The sequence below is a fragment of the Mycobacterium sp. NGS35 genome, assembly GCF_059812855.1.
In genome coordinates this window covers 631,706-654,626 of the sequence record NZ_JCALDL010000001.1, presented here as the reverse complement: position 1 = coordinate 654,626, position 22,921 = coordinate 631,706, and the positions used below count along the sequence as shown (strand labels likewise).

At 67.6% G+C, this 22,921-nt stretch carries 25 protein-coding genes; 14 read left to right on the top strand and 11 right to left on the bottom strand.

The features are described from left to right. Positions 1–2 precede the first annotated feature (2 nt). Positions 3–248, bottom strand: coding sequence for a hypothetical protein (locus AC5Y4C_RS03275; protein WP_499963419.1), 246 nt, complete (start codon positions 246–248; stop codon positions 3–5). 236 nt (positions 249–484) lie between these two features. Here AC5Y4C_RS03275 and AC5Y4C_RS03270 point away from each other — a divergent pair, with 236 nt between their 5' ends. Next, a complete protein-coding gene (locus tag AC5Y4C_RS03270) occupies positions 485–1,690 on the top strand; it encodes a sensor histidine kinase (RefSeq protein WP_499963417.1) in 1,206 nt (401 codons plus the stop codon). Further along, positions 1,690–2,370 (top strand): response regulator transcription factor, encoded by a 681-nt coding sequence (locus AC5Y4C_RS03265; protein WP_499963415.1) that lies wholly within the window; start codon positions 1,690–1,692, stop codon positions 2,368–2,370. The genes AC5Y4C_RS03270 and AC5Y4C_RS03265 overlap by 1 nt, the downstream gene beginning before the upstream one ends. A 12-nt stretch (positions 2,371–2,382) precedes the next feature. On the opposite strand, the gene AC5Y4C_RS03260 is transcribed toward AC5Y4C_RS03265, so the two are convergent. The 6 genes from AC5Y4C_RS03260 to AC5Y4C_RS03235 all read right to left on the bottom strand — a co-directional run bounded on the left by AC5Y4C_RS03260 (position 2,383) and on the right by AC5Y4C_RS03235 (position 7,654). Then, a complete protein-coding gene (locus tag AC5Y4C_RS03260; protein WP_499963413.1) occupies positions 2,383–2,766 on the bottom strand; it encodes a VOC family protein in 384 nt (127 codons plus the stop codon). Between the two features lie 14 nt (positions 2,767–2,780). Further along, complete coding sequence (locus AC5Y4C_RS03255) at positions 2,781–3,635, bottom strand: SDR family oxidoreductase (RefSeq protein WP_499963496.1); 855 nt, start codon at positions 3,633–3,635, stop codon at positions 2,781–2,783. Between the two features lie 105 nt (positions 3,636–3,740). Beyond that, positions 3,741–4,643, bottom strand: a complete 903-nt coding sequence (locus tag AC5Y4C_RS03250; RefSeq protein WP_499963411.1) for a 1,4-dihydroxy-2-naphthoyl-CoA synthase — start codon at positions 4,641–4,643, stop codon at positions 3,741–3,743. A 12-nt stretch (positions 4,644–4,655) separates the two neighbouring features. After that, positions 4,656–5,111 (bottom strand): nitroreductase family deazaflavin-dependent oxidoreductase, encoded by a 456-nt coding sequence (locus tag AC5Y4C_RS03245; RefSeq protein ID WP_499963409.1) that lies wholly within the window; start codon positions 5,109–5,111, stop codon positions 4,656–4,658. A 197-nt stretch (positions 5,112–5,308) separates the two neighbouring features. After that, a complete protein-coding gene (fadD8, locus tag AC5Y4C_RS03240; protein ID WP_499963407.1) occupies positions 5,309–6,910 on the bottom strand; it encodes a fatty-acid--CoA ligase FadD8 in 1,602 nt (533 codons plus the stop codon). A 33-nt stretch (positions 6,911–6,943) separates the two neighbouring features. Beyond that, on the bottom strand, positions 6,944–7,654 hold the full coding sequence (locus tag AC5Y4C_RS03235) for a sensor domain-containing protein (RefSeq protein WP_499963405.1): 711 nt from the start codon (positions 7,652–7,654) through the stop codon (positions 6,944–6,946). Positions 7,655–7,801: 147 nt separating this feature from the next. Between AC5Y4C_RS03235 and AC5Y4C_RS03230 the strand changes: the two genes are divergently transcribed. The 6 genes from AC5Y4C_RS03230 (at position 7,802) to AC5Y4C_RS03205 (ending at position 14,314) form a co-directional block, all read left to right on the top strand. After that, entirely contained in the window at positions 7,802–9,403 is a 1,602-nt protein-coding gene (locus tag AC5Y4C_RS03230; protein WP_499963403.1) for an amidohydrolase, read from the top strand. After that, positions 9,400–10,350, top strand: coding sequence for an o-succinylbenzoate synthase (locus AC5Y4C_RS03225; protein WP_499963401.1), 951 nt, complete (start codon positions 9,400–9,402; stop codon positions 10,348–10,350). The genes AC5Y4C_RS03230 and AC5Y4C_RS03225 overlap by 4 nt, the downstream gene beginning before the upstream one ends. 118 nt (positions 10,351–10,468) lie before the next feature. Beyond that, on the top strand, positions 10,469–11,254 hold the full coding sequence (locus tag AC5Y4C_RS03220; RefSeq protein ID WP_499963494.1) for a DJ-1/PfpI family protein: 786 nt from the start codon (positions 10,469–10,471) through the stop codon (positions 11,252–11,254). A gap of 86 nt (positions 11,255–11,340) precedes the next feature. Then, complete coding sequence (locus AC5Y4C_RS03215) at positions 11,341–12,123, top strand: alpha/beta fold hydrolase (protein WP_499963399.1); 783 nt, start codon at positions 11,341–11,343, stop codon at positions 12,121–12,123. A 68-nt stretch (positions 12,124–12,191) separates the two neighbouring features. Continuing rightward, positions 12,192–13,829 carry a 2-succinyl-5-enolpyruvyl-6-hydroxy-3-cyclohexene-1-carboxylic-acid synthase gene (gene menD, locus AC5Y4C_RS03210; RefSeq protein ID WP_499963397.1) on the top strand — a complete coding sequence of 546 codons (1,638 nt, stop codon included), beginning with the start codon at positions 12,192–12,194 and terminating at the stop codon, positions 13,827–13,829. Between the two features lie 77 nt (positions 13,830–13,906). Next, positions 13,907–14,314, top strand: coding sequence for a DUF3592 domain-containing protein (locus AC5Y4C_RS03205; protein WP_499963492.1), 408 nt, complete (start codon positions 13,907–13,909; stop codon positions 14,312–14,314). Between the two features lie 16 nt (positions 14,315–14,330). Here the strand turns inward: AC5Y4C_RS03205 and AC5Y4C_RS03200 are convergent, their stop codons facing one another. Together AC5Y4C_RS03200 and AC5Y4C_RS03195 are read right to left on the bottom strand one after the other, a co-directional pair. Next, positions 14,331–14,996 carry a thioredoxin domain-containing protein gene (locus tag AC5Y4C_RS03200; protein ID WP_499963395.1) on the bottom strand — a complete coding sequence of 222 codons (666 nt, stop codon included), beginning with the start codon at positions 14,994–14,996 and terminating at the stop codon, positions 14,331–14,333. A 49-nt stretch (positions 14,997–15,045) separates the two neighbouring features. Then, on the bottom strand, positions 15,046–15,444 hold the full coding sequence (locus tag AC5Y4C_RS03195; protein WP_499905908.1) for a hypothetical protein: 399 nt from the start codon (positions 15,442–15,444) through the stop codon (positions 15,046–15,048). 132 nt (positions 15,445–15,576) lie between these two features. Here AC5Y4C_RS03195 and AC5Y4C_RS03190 point away from each other — a divergent pair, with 132 nt between their 5' ends. After that, the gene (locus tag AC5Y4C_RS03190) at positions 15,577–16,704 is read left to right on the top strand and encodes a glycosyltransferase family 4 protein (protein WP_499963393.1); all 1,128 of its coding nucleotides are present in this window, start codon (positions 15,577–15,579) and stop codon (positions 16,702–16,704) included. Positions 16,705–16,717: 13 nt separating this feature from the next. Beyond that, complete coding sequence (locus AC5Y4C_RS03185) at positions 16,718–17,410, top strand: demethylmenaquinone methyltransferase (RefSeq protein ID WP_499963391.1); 693 nt, start codon at positions 16,718–16,720, stop codon at positions 17,408–17,410. Between the two features lie 95 nt (positions 17,411–17,505). Here AC5Y4C_RS03185 and menJ read toward each other — a convergent pair whose 3' ends face one another. Then, positions 17,506–18,753: a menaquinone reductase MenJ gene (gene menJ / locus AC5Y4C_RS03180; protein WP_499963389.1), complete on the bottom strand. Its 1,248-nt coding sequence runs from the start codon at positions 18,751–18,753 to the stop codon at positions 17,506–17,508. Between the two features lie 21 nt (positions 18,754–18,774). Here menJ and grcC1 point away from each other — a divergent pair, with 21 nt between their 5' ends. From grcC1 to AC5Y4C_RS03160, 4 genes are all read left to right on the top strand, one after another. Next, complete coding sequence (gene grcC1 / locus AC5Y4C_RS03175; protein WP_499905917.1) at positions 18,775–19,779, top strand: nonaprenyl/(2E,6E)-farnesyl/geranylgeranyl diphosphat synthase; 1,005 nt, start codon at positions 18,775–18,777, stop codon at positions 19,777–19,779. A gap of 64 nt (positions 19,780–19,843) precedes the next feature. After that, complete coding sequence (htpX, locus tag AC5Y4C_RS03170; protein WP_499905920.1) at positions 19,844–20,710, top strand: zinc metalloprotease HtpX; 867 nt, start codon at positions 19,844–19,846, stop codon at positions 20,708–20,710. A 14-nt stretch (positions 20,711–20,724) separates the two neighbouring features. Beyond that, positions 20,725–21,396, top strand: a complete 672-nt coding sequence (locus AC5Y4C_RS03165; RefSeq protein WP_499905922.1) for a GNAT family N-acetyltransferase — start codon at positions 20,725–20,727, stop codon at positions 21,394–21,396. A 10-nt stretch (positions 21,397–21,406) separates the two neighbouring features. Beyond that, entirely contained in the window at positions 21,407–21,880 is a 474-nt protein-coding gene (locus AC5Y4C_RS03160) for a hypothetical protein (RefSeq protein ID WP_499963387.1), read from the top strand. A 10-nt stretch (positions 21,881–21,890) separates the two neighbouring features. On the opposite strand, the gene AC5Y4C_RS03155 is transcribed toward AC5Y4C_RS03160, so the two are convergent. Then, positions 21,891–22,916 (bottom strand): NAD(P)H-dependent glycerol-3-phosphate dehydrogenase, encoded by a 1,026-nt coding sequence (locus tag AC5Y4C_RS03155; RefSeq protein WP_499905929.1) that lies wholly within the window; start codon positions 22,914–22,916, stop codon positions 21,891–21,893. Between the last annotated feature and the right edge of the window lie 5 nt (positions 22,917–22,921).

The window sequence follows — 22,921 nt, the reverse complement described above, 5'->3', positions numbered from 1 at the left end:
CCTCAGAGCCGGTACATCTCCCGGCGCATGGCTGCCGACTCCAGAAACGAGCTGCGAGGCGGCGGATAACTGCGCTTCACCCGTGGCTCCGGTCGGGTGGCTTTGGATAGCCATGCGGTCAGCAGCCGCCAGCGGCGCCGAATTTGGGCACCGCCAACGTCGGGCCGCCGCAGCGGCACTGCAGTCGTCTTGGCGAAGTCGCCAAGCGGTTCGGCGGCAGGCCAGAACGGGATGTGGATGGTGGCCATGGCGTGCGGATCCTCTCGTGTTGTTGGACGCGCTCGTGCTGCGATGAATCAGAAACACCCACAACGGCTTTCGTCGATGCCATCGTTTCGGTGTGTGATGATTCCGACGCTACGGGCCGCGGAGGTCGCTGCGCGTCGTGCGAGGGTCCGACCTTGATCTGCAACCAGGGTCGGAGCGCGATGTCGTACCACGGGACGATGCCGTCGCGCGCGGTAGCTCCTAGGATTGCCCGGTGATGTCTGCGGTGCAGAACCTGCGCCTGAGGGTGCGCCGGAGGGGGGACATTCTTCCCGGCGGCTTCAGCTGGACGTTCGTCGGCACCGTGGACGCTACGTTGGCCGTGCTTGCGGTGATCGCGGTGTTGCAGCGTCCCGCCTCTGACTGGCTCGCCGCCACTCTCGCACTGCTGGTAGCCGGCGCGCCGTACGTGTTCTTCTTCCTCTTGGGTTTCGTGAAGTACGAAGCCGTCGGGCTGTGGGCCGCATGGATGACCGCAACGGCGATCTTGCTGTTCGCCACCTCGACGCCGATCAGGGCAGATTTCGCGCCGCTGTTACTGGGTCTGACTGTCGGGGTGGTCGGTTCGCTGACGTCGATGCGTGGCGGATTCCTGGCCGCGGCCTCGGCGGCCGGCCTGTTGTGTGCGGCCGCCGCGCTGGACCGCCTCGACAGCTGGCCGCTGTATCTGGCGTTCGTCGGGATCGGTTGGATGGTCGGCTATCTCATGCGCATCCAACAGCAACTGCTGATCGCACAGGGCGAAGCACAAGACCAATTGGCACACCATGCAGCCGCCGACGAACGGCGTCGCATCGCACGAGAAATACATGACGTGATCGCGCATTCTTTGAGCATCACCCTGTTGCATGTCACCGGGGCGCGCCGCGCGCTGCAGCAAGACCGCGACGTCGACGAGGCCGTCGACGCCCTCGAGCAGGCCGAAAGACTGGGGCGCCAGGCGATGTCGGACATTCGCTGCACCGTGGGTCTGCTCGACACCGCCGAAAGCAAGCTGGCACCGGAACCCGGGGTGGCCGACATCTCTGCTCTGGTCGCAGGATTCGTCAGCGCAGGACTCGAGATCACGCTGCGCGTCACGGGGGAGCTGGATCGTGTCTCCGCGGCCGTCGGGCTGGCGTTGTACCGCATCGCGCAGGAGTCGCTGTCCAACATCGCCAAGCATGCGCCGCGCTCGGCTTCCACCATGACGCTCGCTATCACCGACACCGCCGCAGTGCTCAACGTCTTCAACGAGCTGCCGGCGGCGGTGCCCGCAGGAGGTTCGTCGGCGGAGGGCCGCGGTGTGCGCGGGATGCGGCAACGGGCTGATCTTGTCGGTGGAACGCTGGCTGCGGGCCCATCTCACGGCGGCTGGTCGGTGCTGGTGCGAATTCCACTGGAAGGCAACGAAATTCAGCACAACGGCAGGTTATGCGGGTGATGACCGGCCAGGTGGAAATCAGTGCGCTTCTTGTCGACGACCAGGAGCTGGTGCGATCCGGGCTACGGCGAATTCTGCGGCGCAAGGACGGCATCAGTGTCGTCGGCGAATGCTCCGACGGTGACGAGGTCCTGGACGCGGTCGCCCAGTACCAGCCTGACGTTGTGGTGATGGACCTGCGGATGAAGCGGGTCGACGGGATCGAGGCGACCCGCCTACTGGTGTCCGGTGGCGGCCCGCCGGTTCTCGCGCTCACCACCTTCAGCGACGACGAGTTGCTGTCGGGTGTGCTTCATGCCGGCGCAGCGGGATTCGTCCTGAAGGACTCGTCCGCCGAAGAGCTGATCCGCGCTGTGCGGGCCGTGGCCCGCGGCGACGCCTATCTCGACCCGGCAGTCACCGGACGAGTCTTGAGCACCTACCGCGACGGCCCCGCGCAGCACACGTCGGCAGAGATCACCGAACTGACCGCGCGGGAACTGGAAGTGTTGCGCCTCATCGCGCGAGGCCGTTCGAACGCCGAGATTGCCGATCAGCTGTTCATTTCCGGCGTCACCGTCAAGACTCACATCGGCCGGATCTTCGTCAAACTGGGACTGCGTGACCGGGCCGCGGCGATCGTCTTCGCCTACGACCACGGTATCGTCGCGCCGACGCAAGCAAGCCCGAGCATCCGATAGTCGCGGCGATAGTCAGCCGCGGACGTCGCGGCGCAGCGGATGCTCGGGCGGCACCTGCACGAAGATCAGTGTGATGCCGTCGGGATCGACGACATGCATCTCGTGCAGTCCCCACGGCTCCTGACGCGCCTCGCGGGCGATGGGGACGCCGCGCCCTTGCAGTTCACTCTGGGTGGCGTAAACGTCGCGAACTTGCAGCCAAAGCGCACCCGGAAACGTGCCGGCGCCGTCGTCGCGGCCGTGGCCGGCCAGCTCGATCAGAGATTGACCGGCGAAAAACACTGTGCCGGCGCCGTATTCACGCCAAATAGCCAACCCGATTGCGTCGCGGTAGAACTCGAGTGACCGCTGGTAGTCGGCGGGACGGATGAGCATCCGGCTGGCCAGAATCTCCATGGTTGTCGTGTCTATCACGCCACTGGGTTCGGCTGAACACGCTGCCGCTTCATCATCGCGGTGACCAGCTCGGGGCTCATGAGGTCGAGTGCCCGGCTGAACAGCGACATCCGCGGCGCAATACGCACCGGCCGGCGACGCGCGGCGGTGATCATCCACTGCGCGGCCTCGTGAGCCGTCAATGCAGGCAGCCCCTGATACTCCTTGGTCGGCGCGATCATCGGGGTCGCGACGAGCGGGTAGTACAGCGTTGTCGACGCCACCCCTCGGCCCGACCACTCGGTCTCGATCACCCGGCTCACCGACGACAACGCAGCCTTGGACGCGTTGTACACCCCGAACAGCGGTGACGCCTCGCTGAACACACCCCACGTCGCGACGTTGATGATGTGGCCGTCGCCGCGAGCCAGCATGCCCGGTCCCAGCCCACGGATAAGCCGAAGCGGCGCATAGTAATTCAGCGTCATGGTGCGCTCCACGTCATGCCAGCGGTCCAGCGACTCGGCGAGCGGGCGGCGGATCGAGCGTCCGGCGTTGTTGACCAGGATGTCGACGCCGCCGAGGCGGTCCTGCACGGCGGACACCAGCTCGTCGATCGCGTCGAGGTCGGACAGGTCACAGGGCAAGGCGATCGCCTGGCCGCCGCCGTCGACGATCCGCTGCGCCACCGCAGCCAGCAGATCTTCGCGGCGGGCGACCACCACAAGGCTCGCGCCGGCTTGGGCGAACAACTCCGCGGCCGCCTCACCGATACCGGAGGACGCACCGGTGATCAGCACGCGTTTGCCGCCCAGATGCACGGTTTCGGCGGATGGCAGGTGCAGGAGCAGTTGTTCGGCGATAGGCGGCCGCATGCCGGCCATCACCATCGCCCGGGAGAACCGCCGGATCGGATTCACGCTCCGCAGCCTACGGCCCCCGCGATTTCGGTGCGCAAACGTGCGCTCAGCGCCTGGAATCGCACCGAAATCGCGTCAGAAGTAGCGTGGGAAGCGGCTCCAGTCGGGGTCTCGCTTCTCCAGGAACGCGTCTCGGCCCTCGACGGCCTCGTCGGTCATGTACGCCAGCCGCGTCGCCTCGCCGGCGAACAGCTGCTGACCCACCAGGCCGTCGTCGAGCAGATTGAACGCGAACTTCAACATCCGTTGCGCCTGAGGCGATTTCGCGTTGATCGTCTTCGCCCACTGCAGCCCGACGGTTTCCAGGTCCGCATGGTCGACCACCTCGTTGACCGCACCCATCCGGTGCATTTGCTCGGCGGTGTAGGGCCGGCCCAAGAAGAAGATCTCGCGGGCGAACTTTTGCCCGACCTGCCGGGCCAGATAAGCCGACCCGTAGCCGCCGTCGAAGCTGCCCACGTCGGCGTCGGTCTGCTTGAACCGGGCGTGCTCGCGGCTGGCCAGCGTCAGGTCGCACACCACGTGCAAGCTGTGCCCGCCGCCGGCCGCCCAGCCGCTCACCAGGCAGATCACCACCTTCGGCATGAACCGGATCAGGCGCTGCACCTCGAGGATGTGCAGCCGGCCGGCGCGTGCCGGATCGACGGTGTCGGCGGTCTCACCGGAGGCGTACTGATAGCCGGTGCGGCCGCGGATGCGCTGATCGCCGCCGGAGCAGAACGCCCACCCCCCGTCCTTGGGGGAGGGCCCGTTGCCGGTGAGCAGCACCACGCCGACGTCCGGCGACATGCGGGCGTGGTCCAACGCCCTGTAGAGCTCGTCGACGGTGTGCGGCCGGAACGCGTTGCGCACCTCCGGCCTGTTGAACGCCACCCGAACCGTGCCGTCGTCGACGTGCCGGTGATAGGTGATGTCGGTCAGGTCGTCGAAACCCGGCACCGTCCGCCACAGCGATGCGTCAAAGGGATTCTGACTCAAGGCAATTCGCTCCTACCCGACGGGGTCGAAGCGGAACACCGCGCATCGGCCGGCAAGCGCTTCGAATTCCTCTGGACGGCCGTCTTTCACCAGGCCGGCGTTCTTCATGAAGTTCACTCCGGTCGGGACTTCGGTCGGGAACGCCCGCAGCAGTGGTCGCGCTTCTTCCGGTGACATCTCCACCAGCCGAACCCGCTCGGTGCGACGGCCGCGCTGTAGCGTGCCCTCGCCCGCCACGCGCGCGTTTTCCACCCAGTCGGCGCCCGGAAAGCCGCCCACCACATAGCGTTTCCCGTCGATGTTCATCGGCGTCACGGGTGTGGATCGGGGCTTACCGGTCTTGCGGCCCGGCACCGTCAACACCACTGGGCTTTCCCCGCCGAAGCTCAAGCCCAGCTTCGACATGGCGATGAAGACCTTGTTCATCGGCTTCAGCCACCACGGCGGCCGAATTCGCTCTTGGGTCATATTCGGCACGCTACCGGTCGTGCTGTCGAACCCGTCGCTGAGGCGGGCGATGATCGATGTGGCCGCCTCTTAGCGACAATCGGCCTTGCCTGGCGGCTACCCGCCGGGATTGTCGCTAAGAGCCGGGCACGACGACTATTGCCCCGGCCGAGTTACGAAAGTGACTGGCGTGACGCCACATTCGCGGTGCACGACGCTCAGCCGACCGCGCGCGACGCGCCCTCCCAGAACTTGGCGCGCACGGTCTTCTTGTCCGGCTTGCCGAGCCCGGTCAGCGGCAGCGCGTCCACCACCACGACCTGCTTGGGCGACTGCACCGATCCCTTGCGCTCCTTGACTGCAGCCTGGATCTCGGCGGTCATCCGGGTGATCGACTCCTGGTCGCGCGGCGCGTCGTCGCGCAGCACGACGACCGCGGTGACGGCCTCGCCCCATTTGTCGTCAGGCGTGCCGATCACGCACACCTGCGCCACCGCCTCATGCTCGGCAACGACGTCCTCGACTTCGCGCGGGTACACGTTGAACCCGCCTGTGACGATCATGTCCTTGACCCGGTCGACGATGTACCAGAAACCGTCCTCGTCCTCCCGCGCCAGATCACCGGTGTGCAACCAGCCCTCGCGGAACGTCTCAGCCGTCGCCTCCGGAAGCTGCCAGTAGCCGCCCGCCAAAAGCGGTCCGCTGACACAGATTTCGCCGACCTCGCCCTGCGGCACCGGCTTGCCGTCCTCGCCCAAGAGCGCAGTGCGGGCGAACAGCGTCGGCCGTCCACACGAGGTGAGCCGCTTCTCGTCGTGGTCGGCCTTGGGCAGGTAGGTGATCACCATCGGCGCCTCGGACTGGCCGTAGTACTGCGCGAAAATCGGTCCGAATCGGTCGATCGCCTCCTTGAGCCGCACCGGGTTGATCGCCGAGGCGCCGTAGTACACGGTTTCCAGCGACGACAGGTCGCGGGTGCGCGAATCCGGGTGATCCAAAAGCGCATACAGCATCGACGGCACCACCATGGTCGCGGTGATGCGCTGCTCCTCGATGACCCGAAGCACCTCGGCGGGGTCGAACTTCGACAGCACGATCATCTCGCCGCCCTTGATCGCCGTCGGCAAGAAAAACGCTGCCCCGGCATGCGACAGCGGGGTGATCATGAGGAACCGCGGATTCTCCGGCCATTCCCACTCCGCCAGCTGGATCGACGTCATCGTGGTGGTGGTCTGCGAGGTCATGATGACGCCCTTCGGCTTGCCAGTGGTGCCGCCGGTGTACGTCAGGCCCACGATGTGGTCGGGCGCCAACTCCGCGGCCGTCAGGGGGCGGGGCTGGTACTTGTCGGCCTCGGCGTTGAGGTCCACCGCAACGTCGGCCAGCGCGTCGGGCACCGGCCCGATCGTCAGAATCTGCTTCAGAGAATCGACCCGTTCCAGCAGGCGCAGCGCGCGCTCGGTGAACATCGGATTGGGGTCGATGATCAGCGATGTGACGCCCGCATCCGTCAGCACGTAGGCGTGGTCGTCCAGCGAGCCGAGAGGGTGTAGTGCGGTGCGGCGGTAGCCCTGGGTCTGCCCGGCGCCGACGATCATCAGCACCTCCGGCCGGTTCAACGACAGCAGGCCGACCGCGGCGCCGGTGCCGGCGCCCAGCGCTTCGAAGGCCTGAACGTACTGCGTAATGCGGTCGGCGAGCTGACCGCCGGTCAGCGTGGTGTCGCCGAGATACAGCAGCGGCTTGTCTTTGTGGCGCTTGAGCGCGCCCACGAGGAGGTGACCGGAATGGATGGGATGGCGAAGCTGCTCCTGACTCATGGGGTCAAGACTAGAACGTGTTATAGAAATGTCCTACGCCGGGAACTTGTCGCGGATCCGGGACGCGATGGTGGTCGCCTGATCGGTGATCCAGAACCCGCATGCGGACACGTCGACGACGGCGTTGGACCGCGACGTGATCGCGTGCGAGCAGGACCACTGCGAGCCGTCGGCCGTCTTCGGTAACGCACTGATCCCGTCGGCCTCGGTGACCTGGCCGAAGGTCCAGTGCTCAGTCGCCTCCGGCCGCAGCGCGGTGAAGGGCGTCCCGGCGCAGCGGCGCCACGTCTCCAGCGTCCGGGTCACGTAGGTGCGGGCCGCGCCCTCGTCCGGGAACGTCACGACGCCCTGGTCGACGATGTGCAGCAGTTGCGGGCTGTCGTCGGGTTCCTGCATCACCGAGCCGCGCACCGCGACGAACGAGGTGTCGCGGTAGCCGGCCTCGACCGTGTTGTAGGCGGCCCGAACGCAGTCCTCCGGCACATAGCCGGCCGTGCTGGGCGGCATCTGCGCATAGCTCTGCTGTACGGCGAGATCTGGGGCGTCCATGATGGTGCGCACGTCATCGAGCCCCAGCAACAGCCCCTCGAGATCCTTCTCCTGCACACCACCGGCCGCGGGCGCGGCTGCGGCGGTGGAGTTCGGAAGCGCAAAGATCTGAGGCCTGGGGGTACCGGCCACGGTGTTCGCGCACCCGGCGGTCAAGGCGGCCGCCATCGACGTCGCCGCTGCGATGGCCAGCACTCGCCCCACGTCGCCTCACCCGTCCTGACTTTTCGGTGAAGTGTAGGGCGAGGCGCGCAGTTGGTGGGTGATTCGAGCCGCAACCGCCGACGGGCACATCCGCGGGCATCCGACCCAAACACCGCCCCGCGGCGCAAGATATGACCCATGCCAGTAGCAGAACTCGTCATTCGGGGCACCGTGCTCACGGTCGACGACGCCAATTCCACCGCAGAGGCGCTGGCCGTGACAGACGGGCGCATCGTGGCGGTCGGCAGTCGTGACGACGTCGAGCCGTGGATCGGTGAGGCCACGGACGTAGTCGACATCGACGGCTGTGTGCTACCGGGACTCGTTGAGGCGCATGGACATCCGCTGATGGAAGCGATCGTGTTGTCCGACCGGATGGCCGACATCCGCCCGGTCACGATCCGCGACGCCACCGCCGTCGTCGACGCGGTGAAGCGGGAAGTGGCGGCTCGGGGGACTGAGGGCGCCTATCTCGTCGGCTGGGATCCGCTGCTGCAGTCGGGCCTGCCGGAGCCCACGCTGGCATGGCTCGACGGCATCGCGCCCGACACGCCGCTGGTCGTCATCCACAACTCCGGCCATAAGGCGTTCTTCAATTCGGCGGCCGCGCGCCGTGCCGGGCTGACCCGCGACACCCCGGACCCCAAAGGCGCCCGCTACGGCCGCGACAGCGGCGGCAACCTCGACGGAACCGCTGTGGAAACCGCTGCGGTTTTCTCGCTACTCGCAGGCGTTGTCGAGCCCGCCGACTATCCGGCGATGCTGCGCGCGGAGTGCGCTCGCCTGAACCGCGCCGGGTTGACCACCTGCTCGGAGATGGCGTTCGACCCGGTGTTTCGGCCGTTGCTCGGGCAGCTGCACGACGACCTCACGGTGCGGCTGCGGACCTACGAGATCTCGACCGCCAGATTGGCCAGCGATGCCCTCCCCGACAACGGCGACGAGATGGTCAAACAGGTCGGCATCAAGATCTGGGTGGACGGCTCGCCGTGGATCGGTAACGTCGACCTGTCGTTTCCGTACCTCGACACCGATGCCACCCGCACCATCGGCGTCGTACCCGGCTCGTGCGGACACGCCAACTACAGCCGCGACCAGCTCGCCGAGATCGTCGGCGCGTATTTCCCGCAGGGTTGGCAGATGGCCTGCCACGTGCAGGGCGACGCGGGCGTCGACACGATCCTCGACGTGTACGAAGAAGCGCTGCACCGCTGGCCCCGCGAGGATCACCGGCTGCGACTCGAGCACGTCGGCGCGATCACCAACGAGCAACTCAAACGCGCTGCGGCACTTGGGATTACGTGTAGCGTGTTCGTCGATCAGATTCATTACTGGGGCGACGTGCTGGTCGACGGGTTGTTCGGCCCGGAGCACGGATCGCGATGGATGCCGTGCGGTTCGGCGGTCGCTACCGGCATGCGGATTTCGTTGCACAACGACCCACCGGTGACGCCCGAGGAGCCGCTGCGCAACATCAGCGTCGCGGCTACCCGGACGGCCCCCAGCGGGCGGGTGTTGGCCCCTGAGGAGCGGCTGACCGTCGAGCAGGCGATCCGCGCACAGACCATCGACGCGGCGTGGCAGCTGTTCGCCGACGACATCGTCGGCTCGTTGGAGGTGGGCAAGTACGCCGACTTCGTCGTCCTGTCGCAAGATCCGCGGATTGTTCCCGCCGCGGAGGTCGCCGACCTGGAGGTGCGGTCCACGTATCTGGCGGGCAAGCAGGTCTTCAGCAGTTGAGACCCGACCTCGCCGACTTGCTGGAACGCGTCCACGTGGTCGCGCTGCCGATGCGAATTCGCTTCCGCGGCATCACCATTCGCGAGGTGGCGCTCATCGAGGGACCCGTCGGCTGGGGCGAGTTCGGCGCGTTCGTCGAATACGAGCCCCCCGAAGCCGCGCACTGGCTGGCTTCGGCGATCGAGGCGGCCTACCTGATGCCGCCGGAGCTGCGCCGGGATCGCATTCCGGTCAACGCCACCGTTCCCGCGGTGCCGGCGGCCCAGGTGGCGCAGGTGTTGAGCCGCTTCCCGGGCGCCCGCACAGCCAAGGTCAAGGTCGCCGAACCCGGACAGACGCTGCGCGACGACGTAGCGCGGGTCGAGGCCGTGCGCGGGCTGGTTTCCACCGTCCGGGTCGACGCCAACGGCGGGTGGACGGTCGACGAAGCAGTCACGGCGGCGGCGGCACTCGGCCCGCTGGAGTACATAGAGCAGCCGTGTCAGACCGTCGACGAACTCGCCGAGGTCCGGCGGCGCATCGACACCCCGGTCGCTGCCGACGAGAGCATCCGTAAGGCGCAGGACCCGCTGCGTGTGGTCCGCGCGGATGCCGCCGACGTCGCGGTGGTGAAGGTCGCGCCGCTCGGTGGCCGGTCAGCGTTGCTGAAAACCGCTGAGCTGCTTGGCATTCCGGTTGTTGTCTCCAGTGCGCTCGACTCGGCGGTGGGCATCGGCACGGGACTGCAGGCCGCCGGGGCACTGCCGACGCTGAGGCATGCCTGCGGGCTTGCGACCGGACGACTGTTCGAACACGACGTCGCCGAGCCCGTCGCACCGGTCGACGGCTACCTGCCGGTGGCCGCAGCCGTGCCCGAACCCGCGCGGCTGGCGGCCCTCAAGGCGCCGGCAGACCGGCGGGACTGGTGGATCCGGCGCATCATCGAGTGCTACGAGCTGCTGGGCTGACGGGCTTTGCGACGCTCAGGCGACGCCCAGCGCGCCGACGTCGCTGTCCTGATGTGTGGGATGCATGCTGCTGCCTGGCGGCATTGGAGTCGACGACGCGCGCGCCGACGCCCGGTTGATGAGTTGGCTGCGCACCATCGCCGGCACCACGCGACGGGTCGTCAGCGTCGCCATTGTGCTCTATCCCGGCTTCACCGCACTCGATTTCATCGGGCCATACGAAGTGCTGCGCTGGCTGCCGGACGCCGAAGTGCGGTTCGTCTGGCATGAACCCGGACCCGTCACCGCGGACTCCGGCGTGCTGGTGATCGCGGCAACACATTCGTTCGCCGAAACACCCTCTCCCGACGTCATTTTGGTGCCCGGAGGGTTCTCCTCGATGGAACACGCGCGCGACGAGAAGGTACTCGACTGGTTGCGCCAGGCTCACCAGACGGCGACGTGGACGACGTCGGTGTGCTCAGGTTCGGTCATCCTCGCCGCAGCCGGACTGCTGGACGGCAAACGCGCGGCCTCCCACTGGGCGGCCTTGAGTGCGCTGAAAGCATTGGGCGCCAAGCCTGTCGGGGACGAGCGCATTGTGCACGAAGGCGACGTCGTCACGTGTGCGGGTGTCTCGGCAGGCATCGACCTCGGCCTGTGGCTGGCCGCACGGATCGGCGGCGAGAGCCGCGCCAAGGTCATCCAGCTATCCCTGGAATACGACCCGCAGCCGCCCTTCGACTCGGGCCACATGTCCAAAGCGTCGGTCAGCACCAAGGCCGCCGCGGCCGCGCTGATGTCCAAGGATCTGGTCACCCGGGGCCAGCGCAAGCCGATCTCGCAATTGGTGTGGGACCGCGCGATCAAGGCTGCCCGCTCACGGCGCGGCCGGGCCCGTTTCGGGCGCCGCGAGCGTATCTGACAACCCGCGATATAGGACCCGTCGCATGCAAACGCGTGCAGAGCGTGTCGGAAAACCCGATTTCGGCGCCACGGTAACCTCGCCGCATGGTCAACCTCGCCTACGACGATTCCGGCAGCGGTCAGCCGGTGTTGTTCATCGCCGGACATGGTGGCGTGGGCCGCACCTGGGCGCCGTTTCAGGTGCCGGCGTTCCTGGGTGCCGGCTATCGCGTCGTGACCTTCGACAACAGGGGAGTCGGCGCCACCAAAGACGCTGACGGATTCACCACCGAAACCATGGTCGCCGACACGGCCGCGCTCATCGAGAAGCTCGACCTCGCGCCGACCCACATCGTGGCAGCGTCGATGGGTTCTTTCATTGCCCAAGAGCTGATGCTCTCCCGGCCGGAACTGGTCAAGCGCGCGGTGCTGTTGTGCACCCGCGGCCGGGAGGACCTGACCCGCAAGTTCTTCCGCAGTGCCGAAATGGAACTGGCCGACGCCGGCATCGAGCTGCCCGCCGCCTACAGCGCGAAAATCCGTCTGCTGGAAAGCTTTTCGCCGAAGACGCTCAACAATGACGACGCCGTGCGGGACTGGATCGACATGTTCACGCTGTGGCCCGCCAAGTCGACACCAGGGGTGCGGGCGCAAAGCGAAGTCGCACCGGACACCAATCGACTGCCGGCGTACCGCGCGATCACCACGCCCACGCTGGTGATCGGGTTCGCCGACGATCTCGCAGTGCCGGCGTATCTGGGCAAGGAGGTCGCCGATGCGTTGCCCAACGGCCGCTACCTGGAAATCCCCGACGCCGGGCACCTCGGCTTCATGGAACGCCCCGACGTGGTCAACGCCGCGATGCTGAAGTTCCTCGCCGGCGCCTGATGTCGCCGCCCAGCGGCTCCGGCCCCTGACGTCGCCGGCCCGGCGACTCCCTGTGACACCCTGGAGACGTGAACCCCTCCACGGCGCAAGCGCGCGTGGTCGTCGACGAGCTGATTCGCGGCGGCGTACGCGACGTCGTGCTGTGTCCCGGCTCGCGCAACGCGCCGCTGGCCTTCGCGCTGCGTGACGCCGACGCCGCCGGCCGGGTCCGCCTGCATGTCCGCATCGACGAGCGCACCGCCGGCTACCTCGCCATCGGCCTGGCGGTCGGCAGACAGGCGCCGGTGCCCATCGTCATGACGTCGGGCACCGCGGTCGCCAACCTCGGCCCGGCCGTCGCGGAAGCCAACTACGCCCGAGTGCCGCTGATCGTGCTGTCGGCCAACCGGCCGTACGAGTTACTGGGCACCGGCGCCAACCAGACCATGGAGCAGCTCGGCTACTTCGACACGCAGGTGCGCGCCTCCATCAGCCTGGGCCTGGCCGAAGAGGGCACCGAGAAGATGGCCGAACAGAACGCCCGCTGGCGCTCGGCGGTGTGCCGCGTCCTCGTCGCGGCGACGGGCGCGCGGACCGCCAACGCCGGGCCGGTGCAGTTCGACATCCCGCTGCGCGAGCCGCTGGTACCCGGCCCCGAACCGGACCTGGCCGCCGTCCCGCCGGGCCGCCCCGGCGGCCGACCGTGGACTTACACACCGCCCGTGACGTTCGACCAACCGCTCGAGATCGACCTGTCCCACGACACCGTGGTGATCAGCGGCCACGGCGCCGGCGTGCACCCGAACCTCGCCGCGCTGCCGACCGTCGCCGAGCCCACCGCGCCACCCGCCGAGAACCCTCTGCACCCGCTCGCTCTGCCGCTGCTGCATCCGCAGCAGGTGATCATGCTGGGCCGGCCGACGCTGCACCGGACGGTGTCGTCGCTCCTGGCCGACCCCGCCGTGCCGGTGTACGCGCTGACCACCGGGCCGCGCTGGCCTGACGTCTCGGGCAATTCCCAGGCCACCGGCACCCGCGCGATCACCACCGGCACGCCGAGCGAGGGCTGGCTGCGGCGCTGCGCCGAGGTCAACCGCCGCGCGGTCGACGCGGTGCGCCGCCAACTGAAGGCCCACCCGCTGACCACCGGCCTGCACGTCGCTGCCGCCGTCGCCGACGCGCTGCGGCCCGGCGACCAGTTGGTGCTCGGGGCGTCGAATCCGGTGCGAGACGCGGCATTGGTGGGGACCCACACCAAAGGTGTTGTGGTGCGGTCGAATCGGGGAGTGGCGGGGATCGACGGCACGGTGTCCACCGCGATCGGTGCCGCGCTGGCGCACGAGCATCTTTCGGGAGGCCGCACAGTCGCGTTGATCGGAGACCTGACCTTCGTGCACGACGCCTCCGGCTTGCTGATCGGGCCGACGGAGCCCGTGCCGACGGACCTGACGATCGTGGTGTCCAACGACAACGGCGGCGGCATCTTCGAGCTTCTCGAGCAGGGCGACCCGCGGTTCTCCGATGTGTCGTCGCGCATCTTCGGCACGCCCCATGACGTCGACGTCGGCGCATTGTGCCGCGCCTATCACATCGAGTCACAGCAGGTCGAGGTCGACGACCTCGTCGAGGCGATCAACACTTCGTCTGCCGGGATGCGAGTGCTCGAAGTCAAAGCGGATCGCTCGACGCTGCGGCAGTTGCACGCGTCGATCAAGGCGGCGATATGAGACGGTTCGCCAGCGTAGGTAATCGCTTGCGAAACGACAGGGACCCCGACGAACCCGACAGCACCGGCCGAAAGGTCATGCGCCGCATCAAGATCGGCATCGTCGTTGCGGCGTGTCTGGTGACGTTGCAATCGGTGCTGCTGGTGGCCGGCGCATGGCGCAACGACCGGCAGATCGAACGGAACATGGGTGTGGCGCAGGCCGAGGTGCTCAGCGCTGGGCCGCGCCGTTCGACGATCGAGTTCGTCACCCCCGACCGCGTCACCTACCGCCCGGAGCTCGGCGTGCTGTATCCGTCGGAGCTCGCGGACGGCATGCGCATCTACGTCGAATACGACCGCAACAACCCCAATCTCGTTCGCGTGCAACATCGCAACGCCGCGCTCGCGATCATCCCGGCCGGGTCGATCGCGGTGGTGGGCTGGCTGGTGGCGGCTGCGCTGTTGGTGGCGGCGACAGTCGTGGAACGCCGATACGTTCGCTAGCCGGCAGGTCCCACCGCTAGCGGTTGCCCACCAGCCGCTTCAGCCAGTCGTTGTCGGCGGTGTCGACGACCTTGTGAGTGTTGGAGTCATAGACCGTCGGGATCACCACGGCGTGGCGAATCTCCTTGAGCAGCTTCTGGTTCGCGGCGTCCATCGCAATAGTGTCGACGGCGGGATCGCCCGCGGCGATGTGGTCGATCGTGCTCTGCGGCAACCGTGCCCGTTCGGCCACGCCGGCCAGATAGCGGTTGTCGCCTGACGGGTCGGCGTCCCAATACAGCTGCTGGACGAAGCCCTGGAACGCTGCCGCTGCCAGATCGGCGTCCGCAGCGATGAACAGCGCGTTGCTCACGCGGTGCGAATAGCCCGCTGGCGTGGTGTCGAAGATCGTCACCGGCCGGTACGTCACCAAGAGGTCGCCGCTGTCGATGTGGTCGGCGATCTCACCGCCCTGGAACATCTGCATGCGCGCGCACAGCGCGCACTGCGGTTCGAGGAAGATCTCCAACGACACCCGTGCCACCGGCCTGCCGAGTTGGATGCCGTACCCGTCACCGGTGATCAGCACGGTGGCCGCGGGGTGCGTGCCGGCTGGCGCCAGTGGCGAGCCGTCGATCGCCCGGGCGCAGCCCGCAGTCACGAGCAGGACACCGACGACCGCGGCCAGCTTGAGCCAGCGCATATCCGACCGTAGCTGTCCAACTCGGGCAACTGCTGAAAGCCGAACTCGGCTAGTCGACAGCTCCCGCGCCGGCGAGCCGGCGGAACATGTCGAGCATCTTCGGATCTTTGTTGATCGCCGGAATACGCGTGCGCAGGCTGCGAAATCCCGGATCGTTGAACAGCGCGACCACATCAGAATTTCTCGACACGTCAATATTGGACTGCCGTACCCAGATCAACAGATCCGACAGCACCGGCATGATTCCGTCGACGTCGCCCTGAGCCCACCGGTCCCGATACTTTTGCGCGACGCCCTGCCACTGCATACGAGCCGCGTCACTGTGGTTGATGCCCAACCGGAGCATGCTCGCGACAGCATTGGTCAATTTTCCCCGGAGGCGAGCAGCGCAATCCGGATCATCCCACCCGTTTACCATCCGCCCCCCGGGCGCGTCAGCTTTCAGCATTCCGGCTGACGGTACCTGAATTTGCGGCCAACTGGATAACTAAATGTTAAGAATTCGTCGGGGCGCCTGAATTTCGTGTGTCGTATTCCTGTCCGCAACCGCCGGGAAAGGCGCCGGTGACACGCTCTCGGCGTGAGAGTGGCCATTGTCGCGGAATCCTTCCTGCCCAACGTCAACGGCGTCTCCAACTCGGTGCTGCGGGTCTTGGAGCATCTGAACCGCACCGGTCATGACGCGATCGTCATCGCGCCGGACAATCCGTTAGGCGAACAGCCTGCTGCGGTAGAGCACGACGGTGTGCCGGTCCATCGGATGCCGTCGCGCATGTTTCCCCGGATCACCTCGCTTCCCTTAGGTGTTCCCATGCCACGAATGCTCGGCATATTGCGCGACTTCGCGCCCGACGTGGTCCACCTCGCCTCTCCGGCACTGCTCGGATACGGCGGCCTGCAGGCCGCGCGCATGCTGAAGGTACCGACGATCGCGGTCTTCCAGACCGACGTCCCGGGTTTCGCGAAGAGCTACGGCATCGGGGTGGCGCACCGGGCGGCGTGGGCCTGGTTTCGCCATCTTCACCGGCACGCTGACCGCACGTTGGCGCCGTCGTCAGCGACGATGGAAATGCTTGCTGCACAGCGTATTCCGCGTCTTCATCTGTGGGCACGGGGAGTGGACATCGCCGGCTTCGCGCCGTCCGCGCGCGACGAGCACTTACGGCGCATGTGGTCGCCGGCCGGCAAGCCGATCGTCGGGTTCGTCGGCAGGCTGGCGCCGGAGAAGCACGTCGAACGTCTGCGCGTGCTGGCGCACAACGACGATGTGCAGGTGGTGATCGTCGGCGCCGGAGTCGACCGCGCCAGGCTCGAAAAAATGCTTCCCACAGCAGTTTTCACCGGCGCCCTGTACGGTGCCGAGCTCGCGCGCGCGTACGCCAGCATGGACGTGTTCGTGCACCCCGGAGAGCACGAGACGTTTTGTCAAGCGGTGCAGGAGGCGCTGGCTTCGGGCGTGCCGGTGGTGGCGCCGAACTCCGGGGGTCCGCGAGATCTGGTCAGCCCGGGCCGCACAGGGCTGCTGCTGGAGGTCGCGGAGTTCGAGCAGCACCTGCCCGGGGCGGTGGCTCATGTGGTGCAAGCGCGGTCGCTCTACGCACCGGCGGCCCGGCGCAGCGTGCTGCAGCGCACCTGGCCGGTGATTTGCGACCAGTTGCTGGCCCACTATCAGGCCGTCCGAGGGATCGGCCGGGCCGCCGCCGCCTGATAGCTTCGGCCGGGTGGGACGCGCGACGCTGGACAAGGATCCGCACGAGGTCGCGTCGATGTTCGATGCGGTCGCGCGTCGCTACGACCTCACCAACACCGTGCTGTCGCTGGGTCGTGACCGCTTCTGGCGCCGCGCGACGCGGCAGGCGCTGAGTGTCGGAAATGGTGACGACGTCCTCGATCTTGCGGCCGGCACCGCGGTGTCCACCTGCGAGCTGGCGCGCTCGGGAGCGTGGTGCGTCGCCGCGGACTTCTCGGTGGGCATGCTGTCGGCGGGCCGGGCGCGGCCGGTGCCGAAAGTGGCCGGCGACGCGACGCGGCTGCCGTTCGCAGACCAGGCGTTCGACGCGGTGACCATCAGTTTCGGGCTGCGCAACGTCGTCGACCACGAGGCAGCGCTGCGCGAAATGGCGCGGGTGACCAAGCCCGGCGGACGGCTGGTGGTGTGTGAGTTCTCGACGCCGACGAACCGCCTGTTCGGCACGGTCTACAAGGAATACCTGATGCAGGCGCTGCCCCGGGTGGCGCGCGCGGTGTCGTCGAACCCGGATGCGTACGTCTACCTCGCGGAGTCGATCCGGGCTTGGCCCGACCAGGCCGAGCTGGCCCGCCGCATCGAGCGCAATGGGTGGTCGCAGGTGCGGTGGCGCAATCTCACGGGCGGCATTGTGGCCCTGCACGCGGCGATCAAGCCCACTTTTTGATTCTGCGCGAGCGTGCGTGTCTGTACCCCGACACGCCGGTCCGGTCTGTACCGCAGTGCACGCTCGCGGGGAGAAAACGCGGTACGCGCATCGGCTTACGAGAACGGCGGGCGGCGGTCCACCCAGCGTGAGCCGCTGCCCAGCCGCCGCCACAACCGTGCGACTCGGTCGACGTCGTCGTCGGTCACCAGGTTGCCCATCACACGGACCACCATCTGCATGAACGTCACCGACCGCATCGCGAACGGCCCGACGCTGGGTAACAGCCACGGCACCGTCAGCAACCACGCCAACCGCCGCGCAATCGAGAACGCCTTGGCATAGTGCGCTTGCAGCAGCGCAGGCCATGCCAGCGACAAGTCGCCGCTGCCGAGCATGTCCGCGGCGAATCTGCCCATCTCCAGCCCGTAGTCGATGCCCTCGCCGTTGAGCGGGTTGACCCCGGCGGCGGCATCGCCGATCAGCATCCAATTCGGCCCGGCCACTCCACTGACCGCGCCTCCCATCGGCAGCAGGGCCGACGACACCGCGCGCGGCGGCCCGTCGAACTCCCAGTCGTCGCGACGCTGGTCGGCGTAGTGGCCGATCAGCGTCCGCAGCGCCACATCGGCCGGCCGCTTGGCGGTCGCCAGCGCGCCGACGCCGATGTTCACTTCGCCGTTGCCCAGCGGGAAGATCCAGCCGTAGCCCGGCAGCAGCTCGCCGGAACGCGACCGCAGCTCGAGATTCGAGGAGAGCCAGGGGTCGTCGGCGCGCGGTGTGGACAGGTATCCCCGCACCGCCACCCCGTAGACGGTTTGCTGATGCCACTCACGACCCAGCGCCCGCCCCAGCGGCGACCGTGCACCGTCGGCGACGATCAGTTGCCGGCACGCCACCGACGACCCCGAGCGCGTCGTCAACGACACCACGCGGCCTCGCGAATCTCGTTCTGCTGCAACGATTTTGGAGCCCAACAACATCCGGCATCCGGCGTCGACGGCCACCTGGCGCACCCGCTCGTCGAGCTCGGTCCGCGGCACCGCAGACCCGTACGCCGGAAACGACGGACCTGGCCAGTCGATCTCCACCTCGCCGCCGAACCCGGCCAGCCGCAGCCCACGGTGTTTGATGCGGGTGTCGAGCCAGTCGCCCAGGCCCAAACGACGCAACTCGGCGACGGCGCGCGGTGTCAGGCCGTCGCCGCACGGCTTGTCGCGGGGGAACTCGACGGCGTCGATTACCAGTACATCGCGACCGGCTCGCGCGGCCCACGCCGCCGCGGCGGAGCCGGCCGGACCGGCGCCGACGACGACCACGTCCGCGCTCGCGCCATTGCGCTCCTCGCGTCCGCGGTCGTGCATGTTCACCAGTATGTTGGACGGGTGAGGACACCAGCGACCGTGGTGGCGGGCGTCGAATTCGGAGACCCGGCTTTTGCCGCCAGTGTCCGTGACGGTGTGGCCCGCATCGAAACGCTGATCAGCGAGGAACTCGGCAAGGGCGACGAAATTATCCGCGACGCGGTGCTGCATCTTTTCGAGGCCGGCGGCAAGCGCTTCCGCCCGCTGTTCACGGTGCTCGCCGCGCAACTGGGCCCCAACCCGGACGCGTGGCAGGTGACCGTCGCCGGTTCGGTGATCGAGTTGGTGCATCTGGCGACGCTGTACCACGACGACGTCATGGACGAGGCGCAGGTGCGCCGCGGTGCCCCGAGCGCTAACGCTCGCTGGAGCAACAACATCGCGATCCTGGCCGGCGATTACTTGTTCGCGACCGCCTCGCGGCTGGTCAGCCGACTGGGCCCCGACGCGGTGCGGGTGATCGCCGAGACATTCGCCGAGCTGGTCACGGGCCAAATGCGAGAGACCCGCGGGGCCGCGCAGCACGTCGATTCCGTCGAACACTACCTACGTGTGGTGCACGAGAAGACGGGGTCGTTGATCGCGGCGTCCGGGCAGCTCGGTGCGACGTTCTCGGGCGCGTCCGACGACAATGTGCAGCGGCTGAGCCGGCTGGGCGGGATCGTCGGCACCGCGTTTCAGATCTCCGACGACATCATCGACATCGCCAGCGACTCCGACGAGTCCGGGAAGACGCCCGGCACCGACCTGCGGGAGGGCGTGCACACGCTGCCGGTGCTCTACGCGCTGCAGGAAAGCGGACCGGACGCGCAGCGGCTGCGCGAGTTGCTGGCGGGACCCATGGACGACGCGCACGTCGCGGAGGCGTTGGCGTTGCTGCGGGCGTCGTCGGGCATGGCGAAAGCAAAGGCCACGGTCGCCCGGTATGCGGCCCAAGCCCGCGACGAGTTGGCCGGGCTGCCGCCGGGCGCGGGGCGCGATGCCTTGGCGACCCTCGTCGAGTACACGATCTCGCGTCACGGTTGACGGAACCCAGCCTCATCGCTCAGCGTTCTCCTAACGATCCGTTTGCGTCCAGGAGGAGTGAGTGATGGTCGGGCACCGGTGGGGCAACAGCATCAAGACGGTGCTGCTTCTCGGGCTGATGTCGGCGCTGATCGTGTTCGTCGGGTCGCTGTTCGGCCGCGGGATCATGTTGTTGGCGGTCCTGTTCGCGGTCGGCATGAACGTGTGGGTGTATTTCAACAGCGACAAGCTGGCGCTACGGGCGATGCATGCGCAGCCGGTCACCGAGCTGCAAGAGCCGACGATGTACAAGATCGTCCGCGAGTTGGCGACGGTGGCGCACCAGCCGATGCCGCGGTTGTACATCAGCGACACCGCCAACCCGAATGCCTTTGCCACAGGCCGCAATCCGCGCAACGCGGCGGTGTGTTGCACCACCGGCATCCTGGCGATCCTCAACGAACGTGAGCTGCGTGCGGTGCTCGGCCACGAACTGTCGCACGTCTACAACCGGGACATCCTGATCTCATGTGTGGCCGGTGCGCTCGCGGCGGTGATCACCGGGCTGGCGAACCTGGCGGTGTTGATGAGCTGGTTCGGCGGGCGGGACGGCAACGCCAATCCCTTTGCGCTGCTTCTGGTTTCGCTGCTGGGTCCGATTGCGGCGACGGTCGTGCAGATGGCGGTGTCTAGGTCGCGGGAGTATCAGGCCGACCAGTCGGGTGCGGAACTGACGGGCGATCCGCTGGCACTGGCGTCGGCGTTGCGCAAGATTTCGGCCGGGGTGCAGCAGGCGCCGCTGCCGCCGGAGCCGAAGCTCGCCAGCGAGGCACACCTGATGATCGCCAGCCCGTTCCGGGCCGGTGAGCGGTTCGTGGGCTTGTTCTCGACGCACCCGCCGATCGCGGAGCGGATTGCGCGGCTGGAGGACATGGCTCGAGGGATGTACTGAACTACGCTCATGGCATGACTGACCATGACCGCGCCGCTGCCCGACGTGAAATCGCCGATGCCCTGGTCAACGCGCTCGAGCGCCGCCACGAGGTGGCCGATGCGATCGTGGACGCCGAGAATCGCGACGACGCCGTCGAGGTCATCGCCAAGCTGCTGGGCACGTCACGGCTTGGCGCCGAAGCGGTCATCGGGATGTCGTTCGACAAGTTCACCAAGGATTCGCGCCGGCGCATCGCCGCCGAGCTCGAGGATCTGAACAAGCAGTTGACGTTCACGCTCGGAGACCGCCCGGCCAGCACCGGTGAGGGGTTGACCTTGCGGCCGTTCCTCGGCGAGGCAGACCGCGACATCTTCTCGGCGCGCACCGACGACATGCATGTGGCCGGGGATGGCTCCGGCGGCCCGGCCGGCTCTCTTGACGACGAGATCACCTCGGGGCTGGGACGCATCGACAGCGAGGACGCCGTGTGGTTGGTGGCGGTCGCGGGAACCGAGAAGGTCGGCATGGTGTTCGGCGAACTCGCCAACCACGAAGTGAACGTGCGCGTGTGGATTCATCCTGAGCACCGCAAGAAGGGCTACGGCACAGCGGCGCTGCGCAAGGCGCGCACCGAGATGGCCGGCTATTTCCCGGCGGTACCGGTCGTGGTGCGTGCGCCCGCGGCGGGCGGCACGAGCGCTTAGGGGTGATTCCGTGCTGAGCAAGATGCTGAGCGGTCTCGCCGGTGCCGTCGCAGCAGTGGTGGTGGTGACGACGGCCGTCGCGGGAGCCGACGAGGGGACGCTGCCGAACATCAACGTCTATCCGCCGATTTCTCCGGCGGAGTTTTCGGTGTTGGACGGCGCCTGGTACGCATTCGGCACACCGAACGGTCTGACGTGCGTGCTCGACAAGACGCGCAACGCGTACGGCTGCAGCGGACCGATCCCGGCTGCACCGAACGGGGCAAACTTGGTGAGCGGCGTCGGCGCAGAAGAACCCACGTTCGCCAACAGTGCGGCACCACTGTTTGCGGCGGCGGGCGCGCCCAAGCCGCTGCCCCCGCAGACCCGGATCAGCTACCGCGATGTCAGCTGTGCGATCGACGCAGCGGGTGCCACGGTATGCGTGAACAACGCCGTGCAGCACGGGTTCGTGCTGAGTCCGTCAGGCAGCTTCGCCCGGTAGGGCCAAGACCTCAAAACCCCGCGCCGTGGATCTCGTGTCCCGGCGTCTCCGCGGCCAGCCCGCGATACGCGTCCTCCACCGTGCGGCCGTGGTTGATCACGCCGTCGACTTCGCGCGCGATCGGCATGTGCACGCCGTACCGCTCGGCCAGCTCCATGATCACGCTGGCGGCCTTGACGCCCTCGGCGACTTGATCCATCGACGCCAGGATCTCGTCGATCGGCTTGCCCGCCCCGATCTGCTCGCCGACGTGGCGGTTGCGGCTACGCGGGCTCGTGCACGTCACGATCAGATCGCCCAGACCCGCCAGCCCCGGGAACGTCTCCGGCTGCCCGCCCATCGCGACACCCAGCTTGGTCATCTCCCGCAGCGCCCGCGCGATCACCAGCGCGCGGGTGTTCTCCCCGATGCCCAGCGAATATCCCATGCCCGTCGCAATCGCATACACGTTCTTCAACGCGCCACACATCTCGACGCCCAGCACGTCGTCGGTGGTGTACACGCGGAACCGCTGAGTGCGGAACATCTGGGCCAGCCGCGTGGACAACTGCTGATCGGGCATCGCCATCACCGCAGCCGCCGCATAGCCTTGCGCCACCTCGCGGGCGATGTTCGGCCCGGCCAGAATCCCAGCGGGATGCCCGGGCATCACCTCGGCGACGATCTGCGACATCCGCAGACTGGTGCCCTGCTCGAGCCCCTTGACCAGCGACACGATGGGCACCCACGGCCGCAGGTACGCCTGCAGCTCTTTCAGCACGTCGCGGAAGCTGTGCGACGGCACGGCCATCACCACGACGTCGGCAGAGTCTGCGGCTTTCTCGAAGTCAGTGGTGGCCTTCAGGGTTGGGCTCAGTTCCACTTCGTCGCCCAGATAGCGCAGATTGCGGTGGCGTTCGTTGATGTCCTCGGCGGTCTCGGGTGAACGCACCCACTGCAGCGTCTCGGCCCGACGGGAGGCGATGGACGCGACGGTGGTGCCCCACGATCCGCCACCGAGCACGACGACGCGGGGTTCGCGGCGAGCAGGTGTCATGGATG